General features: G+C 67.8%; 13 protein-coding genes and 1 pseudogene. 1 reads left to right on the top strand and 13 read right to left on the bottom strand.

The genetic code is table 11. The features are described from left to right. Window positions 1-37: 37 nt before the first annotated feature. The 13 genes and pseudogenes from ftsA to ACZK29_RS03245 all read right to left on the bottom strand — a co-directional run bounded on the left by ftsA (window position 38) and on the right by ACZK29_RS03245 (window position 14,311). Window positions 38-1,273: a cell division protein FtsA gene (gene ftsA, locus ACZK29_RS03305; protein WP_005408083.1), complete on the bottom strand. Its 1,236-nt coding sequence runs from the start codon at window positions 1,271-1,273 to the stop codon at window positions 38-40. Window positions 1,274-1,341: 68 nt separating this feature from the next. After that, window positions 1,342-2,019, bottom strand: a pseudogene (locus tag ACZK29_RS03300) (cell division protein FtsQ/DivIB); the annotation flags it as partial. Beyond that, window positions 2,016-2,978, bottom strand: coding sequence for a D-alanine--D-alanine ligase (locus ACZK29_RS03295; protein WP_111205195.1), 963 nt, complete (start codon window positions 2,976-2,978; stop codon window positions 2,016-2,018). The gene ACZK29_RS03295 and the pseudogene ACZK29_RS03300, both read right to left, overlap by 4 nt. Continuing rightward, window positions 2,975-4,411 carry a UDP-N-acetylmuramate--L-alanine ligase gene (murC, locus tag ACZK29_RS03290; RefSeq protein WP_111205194.1) on the bottom strand — a complete coding sequence of 479 codons (1,437 nt, stop codon included), beginning with the start codon at window positions 4,409-4,411 and terminating at the stop codon, window positions 2,975-2,977. The genes ACZK29_RS03295 and murC overlap by 4 nt, the downstream gene beginning before the upstream one ends. 40 nt (window positions 4,412-4,451) lie before the next feature. Beyond that, complete coding sequence (gene murG / locus ACZK29_RS03285; protein ID WP_111205193.1) at window positions 4,452-5,537, bottom strand: undecaprenyldiphospho-muramoylpentapeptide beta-N-acetylglucosaminyltransferase; 1,086 nt, start codon at window positions 5,535-5,537, stop codon at window positions 4,452-4,454. Then, window positions 5,534-6,853 (bottom strand): putative lipid II flippase FtsW, encoded by a 1,320-nt coding sequence (gene ftsW / locus ACZK29_RS03280; protein ID WP_106549217.1) that lies wholly within the window; start codon window positions 6,851-6,853, stop codon window positions 5,534-5,536. Before ftsW ends, murG begins: the two co-directional genes overlap by 4 nt. A gap of 1 nt (window position 6,854) precedes the next feature. After that, window positions 6,855-7,940, bottom strand: coding sequence for a phospho-N-acetylmuramoyl-pentapeptide-transferase (gene mraY, locus ACZK29_RS03275; RefSeq protein ID WP_010481929.1), 1,086 nt, complete (start codon window positions 7,938-7,940; stop codon window positions 6,855-6,857). Further along, window positions 7,930-9,324: a UDP-N-acetylmuramoyl-tripeptide--D-alanyl-D-alanine ligase gene (locus ACZK29_RS03270; protein ID WP_106549216.1), complete on the bottom strand. Its 1,395-nt coding sequence runs from the start codon at window positions 9,322-9,324 to the stop codon at window positions 7,930-7,932. Before ACZK29_RS03270 ends, mraY begins: the two co-directional genes overlap by 11 nt. Continuing rightward, window positions 9,321-10,829: a UDP-N-acetylmuramoyl-L-alanyl-D-glutamate--2,6-diaminopimelate ligase gene (locus ACZK29_RS03265; RefSeq protein ID WP_478446668.1), complete on the bottom strand. Its 1,509-nt coding sequence runs from the start codon at window positions 10,827-10,829 to the stop codon at window positions 9,321-9,323. Before ACZK29_RS03265 ends, ACZK29_RS03270 begins: the two co-directional genes overlap by 4 nt. Then, complete coding sequence (locus ACZK29_RS03260) at window positions 10,826-12,670, bottom strand: peptidoglycan D,D-transpeptidase FtsI family protein (RefSeq protein ID WP_106549214.1); 1,845 nt, start codon at window positions 12,668-12,670, stop codon at window positions 10,826-10,828. Before ACZK29_RS03260 ends, ACZK29_RS03265 begins: the two co-directional genes overlap by 4 nt. After that, window positions 12,667-12,930, bottom strand: a complete 264-nt coding sequence (gene ftsL, locus ACZK29_RS03255; protein WP_005408074.1) for a cell division protein FtsL — start codon at window positions 12,928-12,930, stop codon at window positions 12,667-12,669. The genes ACZK29_RS03260 and ftsL overlap by 4 nt, the downstream gene beginning before the upstream one ends. Beyond that, complete coding sequence (rsmH, locus tag ACZK29_RS03250) at window positions 12,927-13,895, bottom strand: 16S rRNA (cytosine(1402)-N(4))-methyltransferase RsmH (RefSeq protein ID WP_010481940.1); 969 nt, start codon at window positions 13,893-13,895, stop codon at window positions 12,927-12,929. The genes ftsL and rsmH overlap by 4 nt, the downstream gene beginning before the upstream one ends. 14 nt (window positions 13,896-13,909) lie before the next feature. Beyond that, window positions 13,910-14,311, bottom strand: coding sequence for a division/cell wall cluster transcriptional repressor MraZ (locus tag ACZK29_RS03245; RefSeq protein ID WP_008266948.1), 402 nt, complete (start codon window positions 14,309-14,311; stop codon window positions 13,910-13,912). A 368-nt stretch (window positions 14,312-14,679) separates the two neighbouring features. On the opposite strand from ACZK29_RS03245, the gene ACZK29_RS03240 reads away from it, so the two are divergent. Further along, window positions 14,680-15,456, top strand: coding sequence for an NRDE family protein (locus ACZK29_RS03240; protein ID WP_478447064.1), 777 nt, complete (start codon window positions 14,680-14,682; stop codon window positions 15,454-15,456). The last annotated feature ends 32 nt before the right edge of the window (window positions 15,457-15,488 follow it).

The following is a 15,488-nucleotide window of genomic DNA, read 5'->3' as shown; positions in this document are numbered from 1 at the left end:
CTGCGACCGGGCCAGGCCCGGTATTACGGGTTCAGCGTCAGAACTCGCCGCGGAACCAGGTCTTGAGTTTCTTGAACATGCTTCCGGCGCGCCCGGTCGGCAGCGACGGCCGCCGCGGGTGCTCGATCTGGCTGCCCATCAGCAGCAGGCCCACGCCGGTGGCATGCACCGGGTTGCCCACCACTTCGCCGAGCCCGGTGACGTGCTGCGGAATGCCCACGCGCACCGGCATCTGCAGCATTTCCTCGGCCAGCTCGACCACGCCTTCCATCTTCGAAGCGCCGCCGGTCAGCACCATGCCGGCACGCACCAGTTCCTCGAAGCCGGAGCGGCGCAGTTCGGCCTGCACCATCTCGAAAATCTCCTCGTAACGGCCCTGCACCGCCTGCGCCAGCGAATGGCGCGGCATGCGGCGCGGCGGGCGGTCGCCCACCGACGGCACCTGGATGCTTTCCTCGGCGGTGGCCAGCTGGGCCAGGGCGCAGGCATAGCGCACCTTGATCTGCTCGGCTTCCGGGGTCGGCGTGCGCAGCATGTGCGCGATGTCGTTGGTCACGTGGTCGCCAGCGATCGGCAGCGAGGCGGTGTGGCAGATCGCGCCCTGCACGAATACGGCGATATCGGTGGTGCCGGCGCCCATGTCGACCAGCACCACGCCCAGTTCGCGCTCGTCGGCGGTCAGCACGGCCACGCTGGACGCCAGCGAGGACAGCACCAGGTCGTCCACCTGCAGGCCGCAGCGCTGCACGCACTTGCTGATGTTGGCCGCGGCCGACTGCGCGCACACCACCAGGTGCGCATGCACCTCCAGGCGCACGCCGGTCATGCCGACCGGGTTGCGGATGCCTTCCTGCGAGTCGTCCAGCACGTACTCGCGCGGGATCGCGTGCAGGATCTTCTGGTCGGCCGGAATCGCCACCGCCTTGGCCGCATCGAGCACGCGATCCAGGTCGCCCCAGGTCACTTCCCCGTCGCGGATCGGCACGATGCCCGGCGAGTTCTTGCACTGCACGTGGTTGCCGGAGATCGAGGCGTACACCGAGCGGATCTCGCAGCCGGCCATCAGCTCGGCTTCTTCCACCGCGCGCTGGATCGACTGCACGGTCGATTCGATGTCCACGACCACGCCGCGCTTCAAACCGCGCGACTCGTGCGAGCCGATCCCGATCACTTCGATCGGGTTGCCCGGCGAATACTCGCCCACCAGCGCCACCACCTTGGAGGTGCCGATGTCCAGGCCAACGATCAGCGATTTGTCACCCTTGCGATTCATGTCCTTTCCTGCGTCCTGCTGGCCGGGGTCGCCGGCGTTTTCGCCGGCGTGGCCGGGGTACCCCAGCTCAGCGTGAAACCATTGGTGTAACGGAGGTCGGCGCGCTCGATCGGCGCGTCCTGGCGGTTCAACTGCGGCAGCACCTTGACGAAGCGCTGCATGCGCGAGCGCGCGTCGTCACGGCCCACCACCACTTCGGTGCCGTTGCTCAGCACCAGCGACCAGCTGCCGCGTGCATCCATCGTCACCCGGCGCACATCGACGCCGGCCGGTGCGAACAATGCACGCGAGTCGCTGTACAGCTTCATCACTTCTGCGGTCTGGCTGTCCGGACCGTCCAGTTCCGGCAGCGCCAGGTCGGCCAGCTTCTTCGGCGTGGGGAACAGCTTGCCTTGCTCGGAGACCAGGCGGTCGTTGCCCCAGCGCGCGAATGGCTTGTGCTCGACCAGGGTCACTTCCAGCACATCCGGCCACTGCTTGCGTACCCGCGCGCTTTCCACCCACGGCAGCTTTTCCAGTGCGTCCTGGGCATCCTGCAGCTTGACCGCGAAGAACCCGGCGCGCGCATACGGCAGCAGTACCTGCTGCAGCTGTTCGGCCGGTACACGCTTGAACTCACCGTGCACGCGCAGCTTCGCCAGCGGCCAGCGCTCGGCGCCGACCCAGCCATTGACCACGGCCACCACCGGCAGTGCAACCACCGACAGCGCCAACAGCCAGACGAAGATGCGCAGCACCGCGTTCATGCGTGCGAGGCCTCCAGGGTCTGTTCCAGCACGCGCCACACCAGCTCTTCAAAGTTGATGCCGGCCTGGCCGGCCGCCTTGGGTACCAGCGAATGGCTGGTCATGCCCGGCGCGGTGTTCACTTCCAGCAGGAAGAAACGGCCGCTGCTGCGATCACGCATGACATCCACGCGACCCCAGCCACGGCAACCGGCAGCGCGGAACGCCGCCAGCGCGACGCGGCGGATTTCTTCTTCTTCGTCACCGTCCAGGCCCGGGCACAGGTACTGGGTGTCCTCGGCGATGTACTTGGCGTTGTAGTCGTACCACTGGCCCTTGGGCACGATGCGGATCGACGGCAGCGCAACGTCACCGAGAATGGCCACGGTCAGTTCGTCGCCGACCACCATCTGCTCCATCAGCAGCTGGCCGTCGTAGCGCGCGGCCAGCGCCACGGCCTCATCCAGGCCGGCATCATCGGTCACCCGGCTGATGCCTACGCTTGAACCTTCGTTGGCCGGCTTCACCACCACCGGCAGGCCCAGTTCGGCCGCCAGCGCATGCACGTTGGACGCATCGACCTTCCGGTACTGCGGGGTCGGCAGGCCCAGCGACAGCCACACCTGCTTGGTGCGGATCTTGTCCATGCTCAGCGCCGAGCCCAGCACGTTCGAGCCGGTGTACGGCACGCCGAAGGCGTCCATCAGGCCCTGCACGATGCCGTCCTCACCACCACCGTTGTGGCCGTGCAGGATGTTGAACACACGGTCGATGCCACCGACGGCCAGCGCCTTGGCCAGCGCCGGAATGCCGTCCACCGCGAACGCATCGACACCGCGCGACTGCAGCGCTTCCAGTACGTTGCGGCCGGAGTCCAGCGACACTTCGCGTTCGCTGGAGCTGCCACCGAGCAGCACGGCGACGCGGCCGAACACGGCCGGGTCGGTCACGCGCAGCGGCGGGAACGTCAGCGTGCTCACGCTTCACCCTCCGCCTTGAAACCTTCCACGGCGATATGGGTGGCCACGGCGCCAATATCGCCCGCCCCCATCATCAGCAGCAGGTCACCGTCCTGCAGCACATCCGGCAGCACGCTGGCCAGTTCGGCAGCCTTGCCCACCACCACCGGCTCGCTGCGGCCGCGCGCACGGATGGCGCGGGCCAGCGCGTGCGAATCGGCACCGGCAATCGGCTCTTCACCGGCCGGGTAGACCTCGCTCAACACCAGCGCATCGACGCTGGACAGCACGGCGGCAAACTTGTCGAACTGGTCGCGGGTACGGCTGTAGCGGTGCGGCTGGAAGGCCACCACCAGGCGCTTGTCGGCCCAGCCACCACGGGCGGCGGCGAACACGGCCTCCAGCTCGCTCGGGTGATGACCGTAGTCATCAATGATGCGGACCTTGGCACCACTGGCAGTGGTCACTTCGCCCAGATCGTTGAAGCGACGGCCGACACCGGCAAATGCTTCCAGCGCGCGGGCGATGGCATCCGGGGCCACGCCCAGCTGCCAGCCCACTGCGGCGGCGGCCAGTGCGTTCAGCACGTTGTGCCTGCCCGGCAGTGCCAGTACCACTTCCTGGCTGGTGCCCTGCGGCAAGCGCAGGGTGAAGCGCATGCGCGAACCTTCCTGCACCACGTTCTCGGCGCGCACGTCGGCCTGCGGGCTCATGCCGTAGCTCATCACGTGGCGCGGGGTCTTGGCAGCCAGCGCAGCCACTTCCGGGTCGTCGATGCACAGCACCGCCAGGCCGTAGAACGGCAGGCGCTGCAGGAACTCGGCGAACGCGGCCTGCACACGGGCAAAATCGTTGCCGTAGTTCTCCAGGTGGTCCGCATCGATGTTGGTGATGATCGACATCAGCGGGTTCAGGCGCAGGAAGCTGCCATCGCTTTCGTCGGCCTCGGCCACCAGCCACTGGCCACCACCCAGCTTGGCGTTGGCACCGGCCGCCAGCAACTGGCCGCCGATCACGAAGGTCGGGTCCAGGCCGCCTTCGCTCAGCACCGCAGCGGTCAGGCTGGTGGTGGTGGTCTTGCCATGGGTACCTGCCACCGCGATGCCGCGGCGGAAACGCATCAGCTCGGCCAGCATGGCTGCGCGCGGCATGATCGGAATGCGCTGGCTGCGCGCTTCCATCAGTTCCGGGTTGTCTTCGCGGATCGCGCTGGAGACCACCACGCAGTCGGTGCCCAGCACGTTGGCCGCCGAATGGCCGCGCATGATGCGCGCACCCAGGCTGGCCAGGCGGCGGGTCGCGCCGTTGTCGGCGTTGTCCGAGCCGGACACTTCATAGCCCAGCGTCAGCATCACTTCGGCGATACCGCTCATGCCGGTGCCGCCGATACCGACAAAATGCACGCGCGGGAACGCGCGCACCAGGTCGTTGGTGTCGTGCAGGCGACGGATCATGCGCGGCCTCGCGCAGGGCAGGCGCGGTGGCATGCCTTGTTCATACAGCTTCCTCGAGAATGATATCGGCGATGCGCTCGGCGGCATCGACCTTGGCCAGGGCACGCGCGGCTTGCGCCATCTGCATGCGGCGGGCGGGATTTTCGGACAGATCGCGCAGCAGTGCGGCAATGCCGTCGGCCAGCGTTCCGTCCTGCTTCAGCAATACCGCCGCACCGCGCTCGACCAGGTACTCCGCATTGCGGGTCTGGTGATCGTCGACGGCAGCGGGGAATGGCACCAGCACGCTGCCGACACCGACCGCGCACAGCTCGGCCAGCGTGGACGCGCCGGAGCGGCATACGACCAGATCGGCCCAGGCGAAGGCCTCGGCCATGTCGGCGATGAACGGCGTGATTTCCGCCTGCACGCCGGCCTTGGCATACGCCTCGACCGCCTCGGCATGCATCTTCTCGCCGCTCTGGTGGCGCACCTGCACCGGCACGCCGGCGCCCAGCGCGGCAATCGCCTGCGGCACGCCGGCATTGAGTGCACGTGCACCCTGGCTGCCACCCACCACCAGCACGCGCAGCGGGCCGTGGCGGTCGGCGAAGCGTTGTTCCGGCGGTGCGATGGCGGCGATTTCCGCACGCACCGGATTGCCGACGAACTCCTCGCGCGCGGCGAAGGTGCCCGGGAAACCGGTCAGCAGGCGGCGCGCATAGCGCGACAGGATGCGATTGGTCAGGCCCGGTGCGCGGTTCTGCTCATGCACGATCAGCGGCAGGCCATGCAGGCGCGTGGCCATGCCACCGGGGCCGGAGGCAAAGCCACCGAAGGCCACCACTGCACGCGGCTGGCGCTTGCGGATGATCATGCCAGCCGCGCGCAGCGCACGCATCAGCCGCCACGGCGCAGCCAGCAACGCCAGCTTGCCCTTGCCACGCAGGCCGGTGATGGCCAGCGTGTCGATCGCGATGTCGTGCTGCGGCACCAGGCGGGTTTCCATCGCACCTTCGGCGCCCATCCAGGTAACCGGCACGCCACGTTCGCGCAGCACGCGGGCCACGGCCAGGCCGGGGAAGATATGACCGCCGGTACCTCCGGCCAGGATCATCACCGGGCGGGCGCTGGAAGCGCTGCTCATGACAGCCTCCCGAAGGTCGGTTCGATGCGCGACTGCAGGCGGCTGGTGCCACGCGCAGCGTTCGGCGCAGCGGCAGCCACCGGCTCGGCGCTCATCGGGACGCTGGCGGCCACCGGCGCGGCCGGCTCGTCGCTCGGCTCGGCAGCAACGTCTTCGGCGCCACCGATGCGCACCGCCTGGCGGCGCTCGGCGCGCTTGAGTTCATAGGACACGCGCAGCAGCAGGCCCATCGCCACGCAGGTCATCAGCACCGACGAACCGCCGGAGGAGATCAGCGGCAGGGTCAGGCCCTTGGTCGGCAGGATGCCCAGGTTCACGCCGATCGAGACGAAGGTCTGCATGCTGATCCACAGGCCGATGCCGAAGGCGATGTAGCCGGAGAAGTGGCGCTTCATTTCCACGCAGCGCATGCCCAGCCAGAAGGTGCGGCCGACCAGCAGCGCGTACAGGGCCACGATCACGCAGGTGCCCAGGAAGCCGAATTCCTCGGCGGTGACCGAGAAGATGAAGTCGGTGTGCGCTTCGGGCAGGTAGTACAGCTTCTGCACCGAATTGCCGAGGCCGACGCCGGTCCACTCGCCACGGCCCACGGCCATCAGCGCGTTGGACAGCTGGTAGCCGTCGCCCTGCTGGTCGGCCCAAGGGTCCAGGAAGGAAGTGATGCGGCGCATGCGGTACGGCTCGATGATCGCCAGCGCGCTCATGCCGACCAGGCCGATGATCACCGGCATCGACATGCGCGGCATGTTCACGCCGCCCAGCACCAGCATGCCGGCGGTGATCGCCAGCAGCAGGGTCGAGGAGCCGAAGTCCGGCTGCAGCAGCAACAGCACCACCAGCGCACCGGCCACGCCCAGCGGCTTGAGCATCGCCGGCCAGGTTGCGTTGACCTCGTCGCGGAAACGCACCAGGTAGCTCGACAGCCAGACGATGTAGAGCACTTTCACCGCTTCAACCGTCTGGAACTTGGAGATGCCCAGGTTGATCCAGCGGCGCGCACCGTTGACCGTACTGCCCAGGCCCGGCGTGAACACCGCCAGCAGCAGCACGAAGCAGCCCAGCAGGAGCATCTGGTTGTACTGCTCGATGGACTTCAGCTCGGTGCGGGCGGCGATGACCGCCAGCACGATACCGACCGCCAGGAAGATCAGGTGGCGGTTGAGGTAGTAGAACGGGCTGCTCATCAAGGCGATCGAGCTGGACGCCACCATCACCACGCCCACGCCGGTGAGCGCGATGATCGCGCCCAGCAGCCACTTGTCGTAGCTGCCTTCGATGGCTTCAAGGCGTGTTGCCTGGCGGGACAGGTCGTTCATCTCAGCGCACCTTCAACGTGGCCAGGCCGATCAGCACGAGCACGACGGAGATGATCCAGAAGCGCACGATCACGCGCGGCTCCGGCCAGCCCTTCAGTTCAAAGTGGTGGTGGATCGGCGCCATGCGGAACACGCGCTTGCCGGTCAGCTTGAACGAAGCGACCTGGATCATCACCGACAGCGTTTCGATGACGAACACGCCGCCCATGATCACCAGCACCAGTTCCTGGCGGGTGATCACCGCGATCGTGCCCAGCACCGCACCCAGCGCCAGCGCGCCGATGTCGCCCATGAACACCATGGCCGGATAGGTGTTGAACCACAGGAAGCCGAGGCCGGCGCCGGCAATGGCCGCGCAGATGATGACCAGCTCGCCGGCCCCCGGAATCTGCGGGATCTGCAGGTAGTTGGCGAACACCACGTTGCCCGAGGCATAGGCGAACACGCCCAGCGCGCAGGCCACCAGCACGGTCGGCATGATCGCCAGGCCGTCCAGGCCGTCGGTCAGGTTCACCGCATTGGAGAAACCGACGATCCAGAAGTAGGCGATGGCCACGAAGCCGATGCCGGCCAGCGGCAGCGCGATCGACTTGAACATCGGGATGTAGAAGGTCAGCGCCGCCGGCACGTCGGCCGTGTAGAACAGGAACAGGCCCGCAGCCAGGCCGAAGATCGACTGCAGCAGGTACTTCCAGCGCGACTTCAGGCCGTTCGGGTCACGGCGGACGATCTTGATCCAGTCGTCATACCAGCCGATGGCGCCGAAGCACAGCATCACGGCCAGCACCAGCCACACGTAGCGGTTGCGCAGGTCAGCCCACATCAGCACCGACAGGGTGATGGTGAGCAGGATCAGCGAACCGCCCATGGTCGGCGTACCGGCCTTGGAGAAATGGGTCTGCGGACCGTCCTTGCGGATCGGCTGGCCGCCCTTGAACTGGGCAAGCTTGCGGATCATCGCCGGGCCGAGCCACAGCGACAGGAACAGCGCCGTCAACGCGGCAAGGATGGCGCGGAACGTCTGGTAGTTGAACAGCCCGAACAGGCTCTCCAACTGCTGCAACCATCGAGCCAGTTCATACAACATGCGGGGATTCCTCTCCTTGCGCCAGCAGCGCTTTGACGATCAGGTCCATGGCACTGCCACGGGAACCCTTGACCAGGCAGCGCACACCAGCGTGCAACTCATCCTGCAGCGCCTGTGACAGCGCACCATGGGTAGCGAAATGGCGACCGCCTTCACCGAAGGCGGCCGCAGCGGCGGCACTGAGCGGACCCAGCGCATACAGCCGCTTCAGGCCAGCAGCGCGTGCGCGGATACCAGCCTGCGCATGCAGCGCCTCGGCGTCCGGGCCCAGTTCGCGCATGTCGCCCAGCACCAGCCAGCCCTCTTCCGGGGCGGCGGCCAGGGCATCGATGGCCGCAGCCAGCGAGCCGGGATTGGCGTTGTAGCTGTCATCCACCAGCACCGCGCCGTTGCGCAGCTGATGGGCGATCTGGCGGCCCGGCACCGGCTGCGCTTCGGCCAGGCCGGCAGCGATCAGCGCCAGGTCGACGCCCGCGGCCAGCGCCAGGCTGGCGGCGGCCAGTGCATTGCTGACGTTGTGGCGACCCGGCAGGCCGAGCACTACGCGTGCTTCGCCGGCTGGCGAAACCAGGGTGAACTGGCTGCCCTGCGCACCGGCGCGGATGTCGCGCGCGGTCACGTCGGCGGTATGTTCCAGGCCGTAGCGCAGCACGCGGCAACGCGGCGGGGTGCCGACGAAATGCTGTTCGAACCAGCGGCCGTAGGCATCGTCGGCGTTGATCACCGCCACGCCATCGGCCGGCAGTGCGGCATAGATCGCGCCCTTGGTCACCGCCACGCCGAGCAGGCTGCCCATGCGTTCCAGGTGTGCCGGGGCGATGTTGTTGACCAGCGCATAGCGCGGGCGGGCGATGTCGGTCAGGTAGGCGATGTCGCCCGGCTTGCCGGCGCCCATCTCGTAGACGGCGAAGTCGGCATCTTCCGGCGCATCGATCACCGCCAGCGGCAGGCCGATCTCGTTGTTGCGGTTGCCCGGGTTGGCGTAGACCACCTTGTGCGCGTGCTGTGCCACCTGCTGCAGGATCGACAGCAGCAGGCTCTTCACGCTGGTCTTGCCGTTGCTGCCGGTGATCGCGAACACCTCGGTGCCGCGGTCACGCTGCATGCCGGTGGCGATCTTCGCCAGCGCCAGCTCGCTGTCGGCCACCAGCACCTGCGGCAGTTCGATCGGCAGCAGGCGCTCGACCAGCAACGCGCTGGCACCACGCGCCAGCGCGTCGGCAGCGAAATCATGGCCATCGAAACGTTCGCCACGCAGCGCCACGTACAGGCTGCCCGGGCCAAGGTTGCGGGTGTCATGGCTGACCGCATCGATCGCCACGTCGTCGCCGTGGATCTCGCCGCCAGCCCAATGTGCGATCAGCGAAAGCAGGGTGCGCTTCATGCGGCGCCCTCCCCGGCCTGTGCGGCTAGAACACCGGCCTTGGCCGCCAGGGCAGCTGCCGCCACTTCGGTGTCGTCGAAGTCATGGCGCACGCCGTTCACTTCCTGGTACGGCTCGTGGCCCTTGCCGGCGATCAGGATGATGTCGCCGGCACCGGCACGCTTCACCGCCAGGCCGATCGCACGCGCGCGGCTGCGCTGCACGGTCACGGCATCGGCGTTCTGGAAGCCGGCCAGGATGTCGGCCACGATCACGTCGCCGTCCTCGCCACGCGGGTTGTCGTCGGTGACGATGACCTGGTTGGCCAGGCGCTCGGCGATCGCGGCCATCTGCGGACGCTTGCCGGTATCACGCTCGCCACCGCAGCCGAACACGCAGAACAGCGTGCCCTGCAGATGGCCGTGCAGGCTGTCCAGCGCCTGTTCCAGCGCGTCCGGGGTATGTGCGTAATCGACCACCACGGTCGGCAGGCCGTCTTCGCCGCCGAGGCGGTTCATGCGGCCACGGATCGGCTGCAGCGCCGACAGCACCTCGGCGATGCGCGGCAGCGGCTGGCCCTGCGCATGCAGGGTACCGGTCACCGCCAGCAGGTTGTCCACGTTGAAACGGCCCAGCAGCGGCGACTGCACCGCAGCGCGCTGGCCGTCGATGACCAGTTCGAAGGCGATGCCACGGCCATCCAGCTGCAGCGCTTCGGCGCGCACGCTGGCATCGGTGGCACCGCGCGAGCTCAGGCCGATCGGCTGCACGCCCGCCGGCAGGCCGGCGAACAGCTGGCGACCGAAGGCGTCGTCCAGGTTGATCACCGCCGCCTTCAGGCCCGGGCGATGGAACAGCCGCGCCTTGGCCGCGCCGTAGCTGGCCATGTCGCCGTGGTAATCCAGATGGTCGCGGGTGAGGTTGGTGAACACCGCCACGTCGTAGTGCACGGCATCCACGCGGCCCTGGTCCAGCGCGTGCGAGCTGACTTCCATCGCCACCGCGCGCGCACCAGCGTCGCGCAGCTGCGCCAGCAGCGCATGCATCTGCAGCACCAGCGGCGTGGTGAAGCCCGTCGGTTCAACCGCACCATAAAGTCCGGCGCCCAGCGTGCCGATACTGCCACTGGGCGTACCGAGCAGGTGCCAGGCCTGGGCCAGCAGCTGCACGGTGGAGGTCTTGCCGTTGGTGCCGGTCACGCCAACCATCGCCATCGCCCGCGACGGTGCGCCATGGAACTGGTCGGCCATCGCGCCCATGCGCGCGCGCAGGCCCGGCACCGCAATCGCATCGGCCGGGGCCGGCAGCTCGGCAGGCGCCGGCGGTTCGAACAGGATGACGCCAGCACCGGCCGCACGGGCCTGCTCGACAAAGCCCAGGCCATGCGCACCGAAACCGGCGATGGCGACGAAGGCATTGCCGGGGCGCACGGCGCGGCTGTCCAGCACCAGGCCGGTCAGAACGGGATCATGGCCCGCCAGGGCCACGTCCGGAAGCAACTGCGAAAGCAACATCGAAGGACTCATTGCGTGCCTCCCGTAGCGGGCGGCGTCTGGGCATGCGCGCTGGGCAGCGCAGCATCGAATTCAGCGGCGGCATCGGCCGGCAGCGCGGCCTCGGCCGGCGGCGCGGGCAGGATCGAGGCCGAGTGGCCGACCTTGCCGGACTGTTGTGCGGCCAGCCACGACTGCAGGTCGTCCAGCGGCACGTCCATCAGGCGCAGGGTGCCTTCCATCACGTTGTGGTAGACCGGCGCCGACACCAGGCCGCCGTAGAACTTGCCGGCCTGCGGGTCGTTGATGACGATGACGGTGGCGAAGCGCGGGTTGGTGGCCGGCACCACGCCGGCGAACAGCGCGTTGTAATGGCCGCGCTCGTAACCGCCGGGGCCGGTCTTGCGCGCGGTACCGGTCTTGCCGGCCACGCGGTAACCCAGCACCGCTGCCTGCTTGGCGCCGCCCTGGGTAACCACCGTTTCCATCATCGCCACCACCTGCCTGGCGACGTTCTCGTCGATGATCTGATGCGCTTCGTTGCGCTGGCCCTTGACGAAGGTCGGCGCGATCAACTTGCCGCCATTGGCCAGCGCCGAGTAGGCGGTGGCGATCTGCAGCGGCGTCACGTTCAGGCCGTAGCCGTAGGACATGGTGGTCTTGGTGGCACCGTCCCAGTTGGCCGGGCGCCGCACCACGCCACCGGATTCACCCGGGAAGCCGCTGTGCGGCACCGAGCCGTAGCCGAAGCGGCGCACGCCGTCATAGAACACCTGGTCCGGCATCTTTGCCGCAACCTTGGCCGCGCCGATGTTGGAACTGCGGGTGATCACGCCGGTCACGTTCAGCACGCCGTTGTTGCGCGGCACGTCGCGGATGGTGAAGCGGGCTACCTGCATGTAACCCGGGTTGGTATCGATGATGGTGTCCTTGGTCACCGCGCCGGCCTGCAGCGCGGTGGCGATGGTCAACGGCTTCATCGTCGAACCCGGCTCGACCAGGTCGGTCACTGCACGGTTGCGGCGCGCATCGGGCAGCGCGCCGGTCAGCGAATTCGGGTTGTAGGTCGGCAGGTTGACCATGGCCAGGATCTCGCCGGTGGTCACGTCCATGATCACCATCGAACCGCCAGCTGCCTTGTTGGCCACCAGCGCGTTGCGCAGTTCCTTGAAGGCCAGGTACTGGATGCGGCGGTCGATGCTGAGGGTCAGGTCCTTACCCGGTTCGGCGGCGCGCAGCAGATCGCTTTCGACGGTCTCGCCCTTGCGGTTGCGGATCACCCGCTTGGCGCCGGCCTTGCCGCGCAGCCATTCGTCGAACGCCAGCTCCAGGCCTTCCTGGCCGCGGTCGTCGATGTTGGTGAAGCCCAGCACGTGCGCCATCGCCTCACCCTGCGGGTAGAAGCGGCGGAACTCGCGCTGCGCGGCCACGCCCGGAATCTTCAGCGCGACCACCTTTTCTGCCTCGTCCGGATTGATCCGGCGGCGCAGGTACATGAATTCCTTGTCCGACTTCTGCGACAGGCGGCTGCTCAGCTCGTCCACCGACATGCCGACCGCCTGGGCCAGCTCCGGGATGCGCTCGGGCGAGCGCAGCAGGTCCTGCGGGTTGACCCAGATCGAGGCGACCGGCGTGGACACTGCCAGCGGCTCGCCGTTGCGGTCGGTGATCATGCCGCGCGAGGTCTTGATCGGCAGCTCGCGCAGGTAGCGGGCCTCGCCCTGGCGCTGGTAGAAGTCGCTGTTGATGATCTGCACGTAGGCGGCACGACCGACCAGCGACACCGAGCACAGGCCGAGCGCCAGCGCGACCCAGCGCAGGCGCTGGCGCAGGTTGAAGGCGTTGCGCGGGCGGTTGCGGCCGGTCTTGCTCATGGCCGCACCACCACGATGTCCCCGGCTTCGGGGAACTTCATGCCGAGCTTTTCGCGGGCGATGCGATCGACACGGTTGGCTTCAGCCAGCGTGGCCTGTTCCAGCTGCAGGCGGCCGAATTCCAGGTTGATGTCATCGCGCTTGCGTTCGGCGCGCGACAGCTCGATGAACGTCTGCCGATGACGGTGACGCACGAACACGACGCCGATCGCCGAGGCCACGGTCGAGGCCAACAGGATGATCAGCAGCAGCCGGCTCATGCGTCGGCCTCCCGCTTCTGGGCCACGCGCAGCACGGCGCTGCGGGCGCGCGGGTTGGCGGCCAGTTCCTCGTCGGTGGCCTTGATGGCACCGCCGATCAGGTCCAGCGTCGGCACGAACGCGACCGCCTCGGGCAGGCGGCGGTTGGCCGGCGGCGCCTTGGCCAGGCGGTTCATGTACTGCTTGACGATGCGGTCCTCCAGCGAATGGAAGCTGATCACCGCCAGCCGGCCACCGGGCTTGAGCCGTTCCACGGCCGCATCGAGGCCGGCTTCCAGATCGGCCAGCTCGCGGTTGATGTGGATGCGGATGGCCTGGAAGCTGCGCGTGGCCGGGTGGATCTTGTCCTTGCCACGCGGCATCACCGAGGCGATCAGCTCGGCCAGTTCGGCGGTGCGGGTGAACGGCTGCTTCTCGCGGCGCGCCACGATGGCACGCGCGATGCGGCGGCTCTGGCGTTCTTCGCCATAGGTCCACAGCACGTCGGCAATCTCGCGGTCTTCCACGCGGTTGATCCACTGCGCGGCGCTTTCACCACTGTCCGGGTCCATGCGCATGTCCAGCGGGCCGTCCTTGCCGAAGCTGAAGCCACGCTCTGCCACGTCCAGCTGCGGCGACGACACACCCAGGTCGAACAGCACGCCGTCCAGGCCTTCGGCCGTCGCATCCCACTGCAGCAGCTGGGCGAAGCTGCCACGGAAGATGGACACGCGCGGGTCCGGCGCGAAATCGCGCTCGGCAACGGCGATGGCTTCCGGATCCTTGTCCATGACCAGCAGGCGCCCCTCGGGACCGAGCTGGGTGAGCACGCCACGTGCATGACCGCCACGACCGAACGTGCCATCCAGATAACGTCCGTTTTCGATCACCCTCAGGCCTTCGATGACCTGGGTGTACAGGACCGGCAGGTGCACCGCCGGCGACTGCGACACCGGAAGGTGACCGGCCTGCGCTTCTGGGCGCATCCGGGCACCCCGGCTCACAACTTCAGGTCGAGCAACCCATCACCCAGATCCTCGTCAGACAACGTCTGCTGGATCAGGGCCCGATGCGCCTGCTCGCTCCACAATTCGAACTTGTCGCCCATACCGAGCAATACCGCCTTCTTCTCAATGCCCACCGCACCGCGGTGGCTGGCGGGGATGCTGATGCGACCGTTGCCGTCCAGCTCCAGATGGGCGGCCGAGCCGACCAGCTTCTGCTGCAACAGGCGCACGACGCGCTGGGTGTTGGGCTTGGACATGACGTCGTCGCGGACCCGCTCCCATTCCGACTCTGCGTACAGCCACAGGCAGCCGGCTTCGAACGGGTTGTAGGTCAGCACGAGACGGTTGTTGCTGGCGCGCGCGACGAGGTCGCGGTAAGCGGTGGGAACCGCCATGCGCCCTTTATCGTCAACTGTGATGGCCGTCTCGCCCTGGAACACGACGCGTGCACCTATCCTTCGCCCGGTGAAACATTGAACCACGAAAACCCACAAAACACCCGGATTTCCCTCTGATGCCCACCTTAGCAGCGGCCGAAGGGTTGTCAACAACTTTTCAGCGGGGAAATCGCCAGCCGCATCAATGGCTTGCAACAACCTTTAGAGAATTGTTCAAGGCTTATCCACAAGTTGCTGATCCGTCTCAATTTTTGAGATTGAACGGAAGTTCAGGGCTGTGGACAGCGCGTGAAACATCGCCCGCGCATTCATCCGGAACCGGCCGGAAACGCCGCCGGACTGCGCAAACGATGCACAATGAGGCCATGTGCCTGCTCGCTCTTGGCTGGATGCACCACCCGCGCTGGCGGCTGGTGATGACCGGCAACCGTGATGAGTTCCACGCCCGCCCGACCGCGGCGCTGGCCCCCTGGCAAGATGAGACCTCCGTCATCGGGGGGCGCGACCTGCGCTCCGGCGGTGGCTGGGCCGGGGTCGGTGCCGGCGGCCGCATGGCCGTGGTCACCAATGTCCGTGATCCGCTGGCCGCACAGACCGGCCCGTCCCGCGGTGCACTGGTGGCCGACTTCCTGCGCGGCCGCGACCCGGCTGCCGTGCATATCGACCGGCTGGCCACCGTGGCGGGCGCATATGCGCCCTTCAACCTGCTGTTGGCCGATGGCGACGGCCTGGAGTACCTGGGCAACCACCCGGCCGAACGCCAGAGCCTGGGCCCCGGCGTGCACGGCATGTCCAACGGCGCGCTGGACGCGCCGTGGCCGAAGACCCGGCGGCTGATGGCTGCGCTTTCCGCGTGGCTGCAGGAAGACGGGGTCAGATCCCCTTCCCAAGGGGAAAGGGATCTGACCCCGCTCTGGAACGCCCTCGCCGACGAACACCGCCCGGCCGACAGCGACCTGCCCGACACCGGCATTGGCCTGGAGCGCGAGCGCTGGCTGAGCCCGGCCTTCATCCGTGGCGACGACTACGGCACCCGCGCCAGCACCGTGCTGCTGATCGACGCCCATGGCCACGGCCAGATCCACGAGCGCCGCTTCGGCCCACAGGGCGTCGCACTTGGCCAGAGCCAGGTCGATTTCTGACCCTGTACCTGTTTTCTGTGTCTATAAATGTC

It is taken from the genome of Stenotrophomonas sp. 89682_Sma (assembly GCF_056481405.1).
This window is presented reverse-complemented; position numbering and strand designations above follow the sequence as displayed.

Excerpts from the sequence above, each read along its gene's own strand:
- ftsA (WP_005408083.1), bottom strand. The coding sequence starts at position 1,273 with ATGAATCGCAAGGGTGACAAATCGCTGATCGTTGGCCTGGACATCGGC.
- murC (WP_111205194.1), bottom strand. The coding sequence starts at position 4,411 with ATGATCCGTCGCCTGCACGACACCAACGACCTGGTGCGCGCGTTCCCG.
- murG (WP_111205193.1), bottom strand. The coding sequence starts at position 5,537 with ATGAGCAGCGCTTCCAGCGCCCGCCCGGTGATGATCCTGGCCGGAGGT.
- ftsW (WP_106549217.1), bottom strand. The coding sequence starts at position 6,853 with ATGAACGACCTGTCCCGCCAGGCAACACGCCTTGAAGCCATCGAAGGC.
- mraY (WP_010481929.1), bottom strand. The coding sequence starts at position 7,940 with ATGTTGTATGAACTGGCTCGATGGTTGCAGCAGTTGGAGAGCCTGTTC.
- ACZK29_RS03270 (WP_106549216.1), bottom strand. The coding sequence starts at position 9,324 with ATGAAGCGCACCCTGCTTTCGCTGATCGCACATTGGGCTGGCGGCGAG.
- ACZK29_RS03265 (WP_478446668.1), bottom strand. The coding sequence starts at position 10,829 with ATGAGTCCTTCGATGTTGCTTTCGCAGTTGCTTCCGGACGTGGCCCTG.
- ACZK29_RS03260 (WP_106549214.1), bottom strand. The coding sequence starts at position 12,670 with ATGAGCAAGACCGGCCGCAACCGCCCGCGCAACGCCTTCAACCTGCGC.
- ftsL (WP_005408074.1), bottom strand. The coding sequence starts at position 12,930 with ATGAGCCGGCTGCTGCTGATCATCCTGTTGGCCTCGACCGTGGCCTCG.
- rsmH (WP_010481940.1), bottom strand. The coding sequence starts at position 13,895 with ATGCGCCCAGAAGCGCAGGCCGGTCACCTTCCGGTGTCGCAGTCGCCG.
- ACZK29_RS03245 (WP_008266948.1), bottom strand. The coding sequence starts at position 14,311 with ATGGCGGTTCCCACCGCTTACCGCGACCTCGTCGCGCGCGCCAGCAAC.
- ACZK29_RS03240 (WP_478447064.1), top strand. The coding sequence starts at position 14,680 with ATGTGCCTGCTCGCTCTTGGCTGGATGCACCACCCGCGCTGGCGGCTG.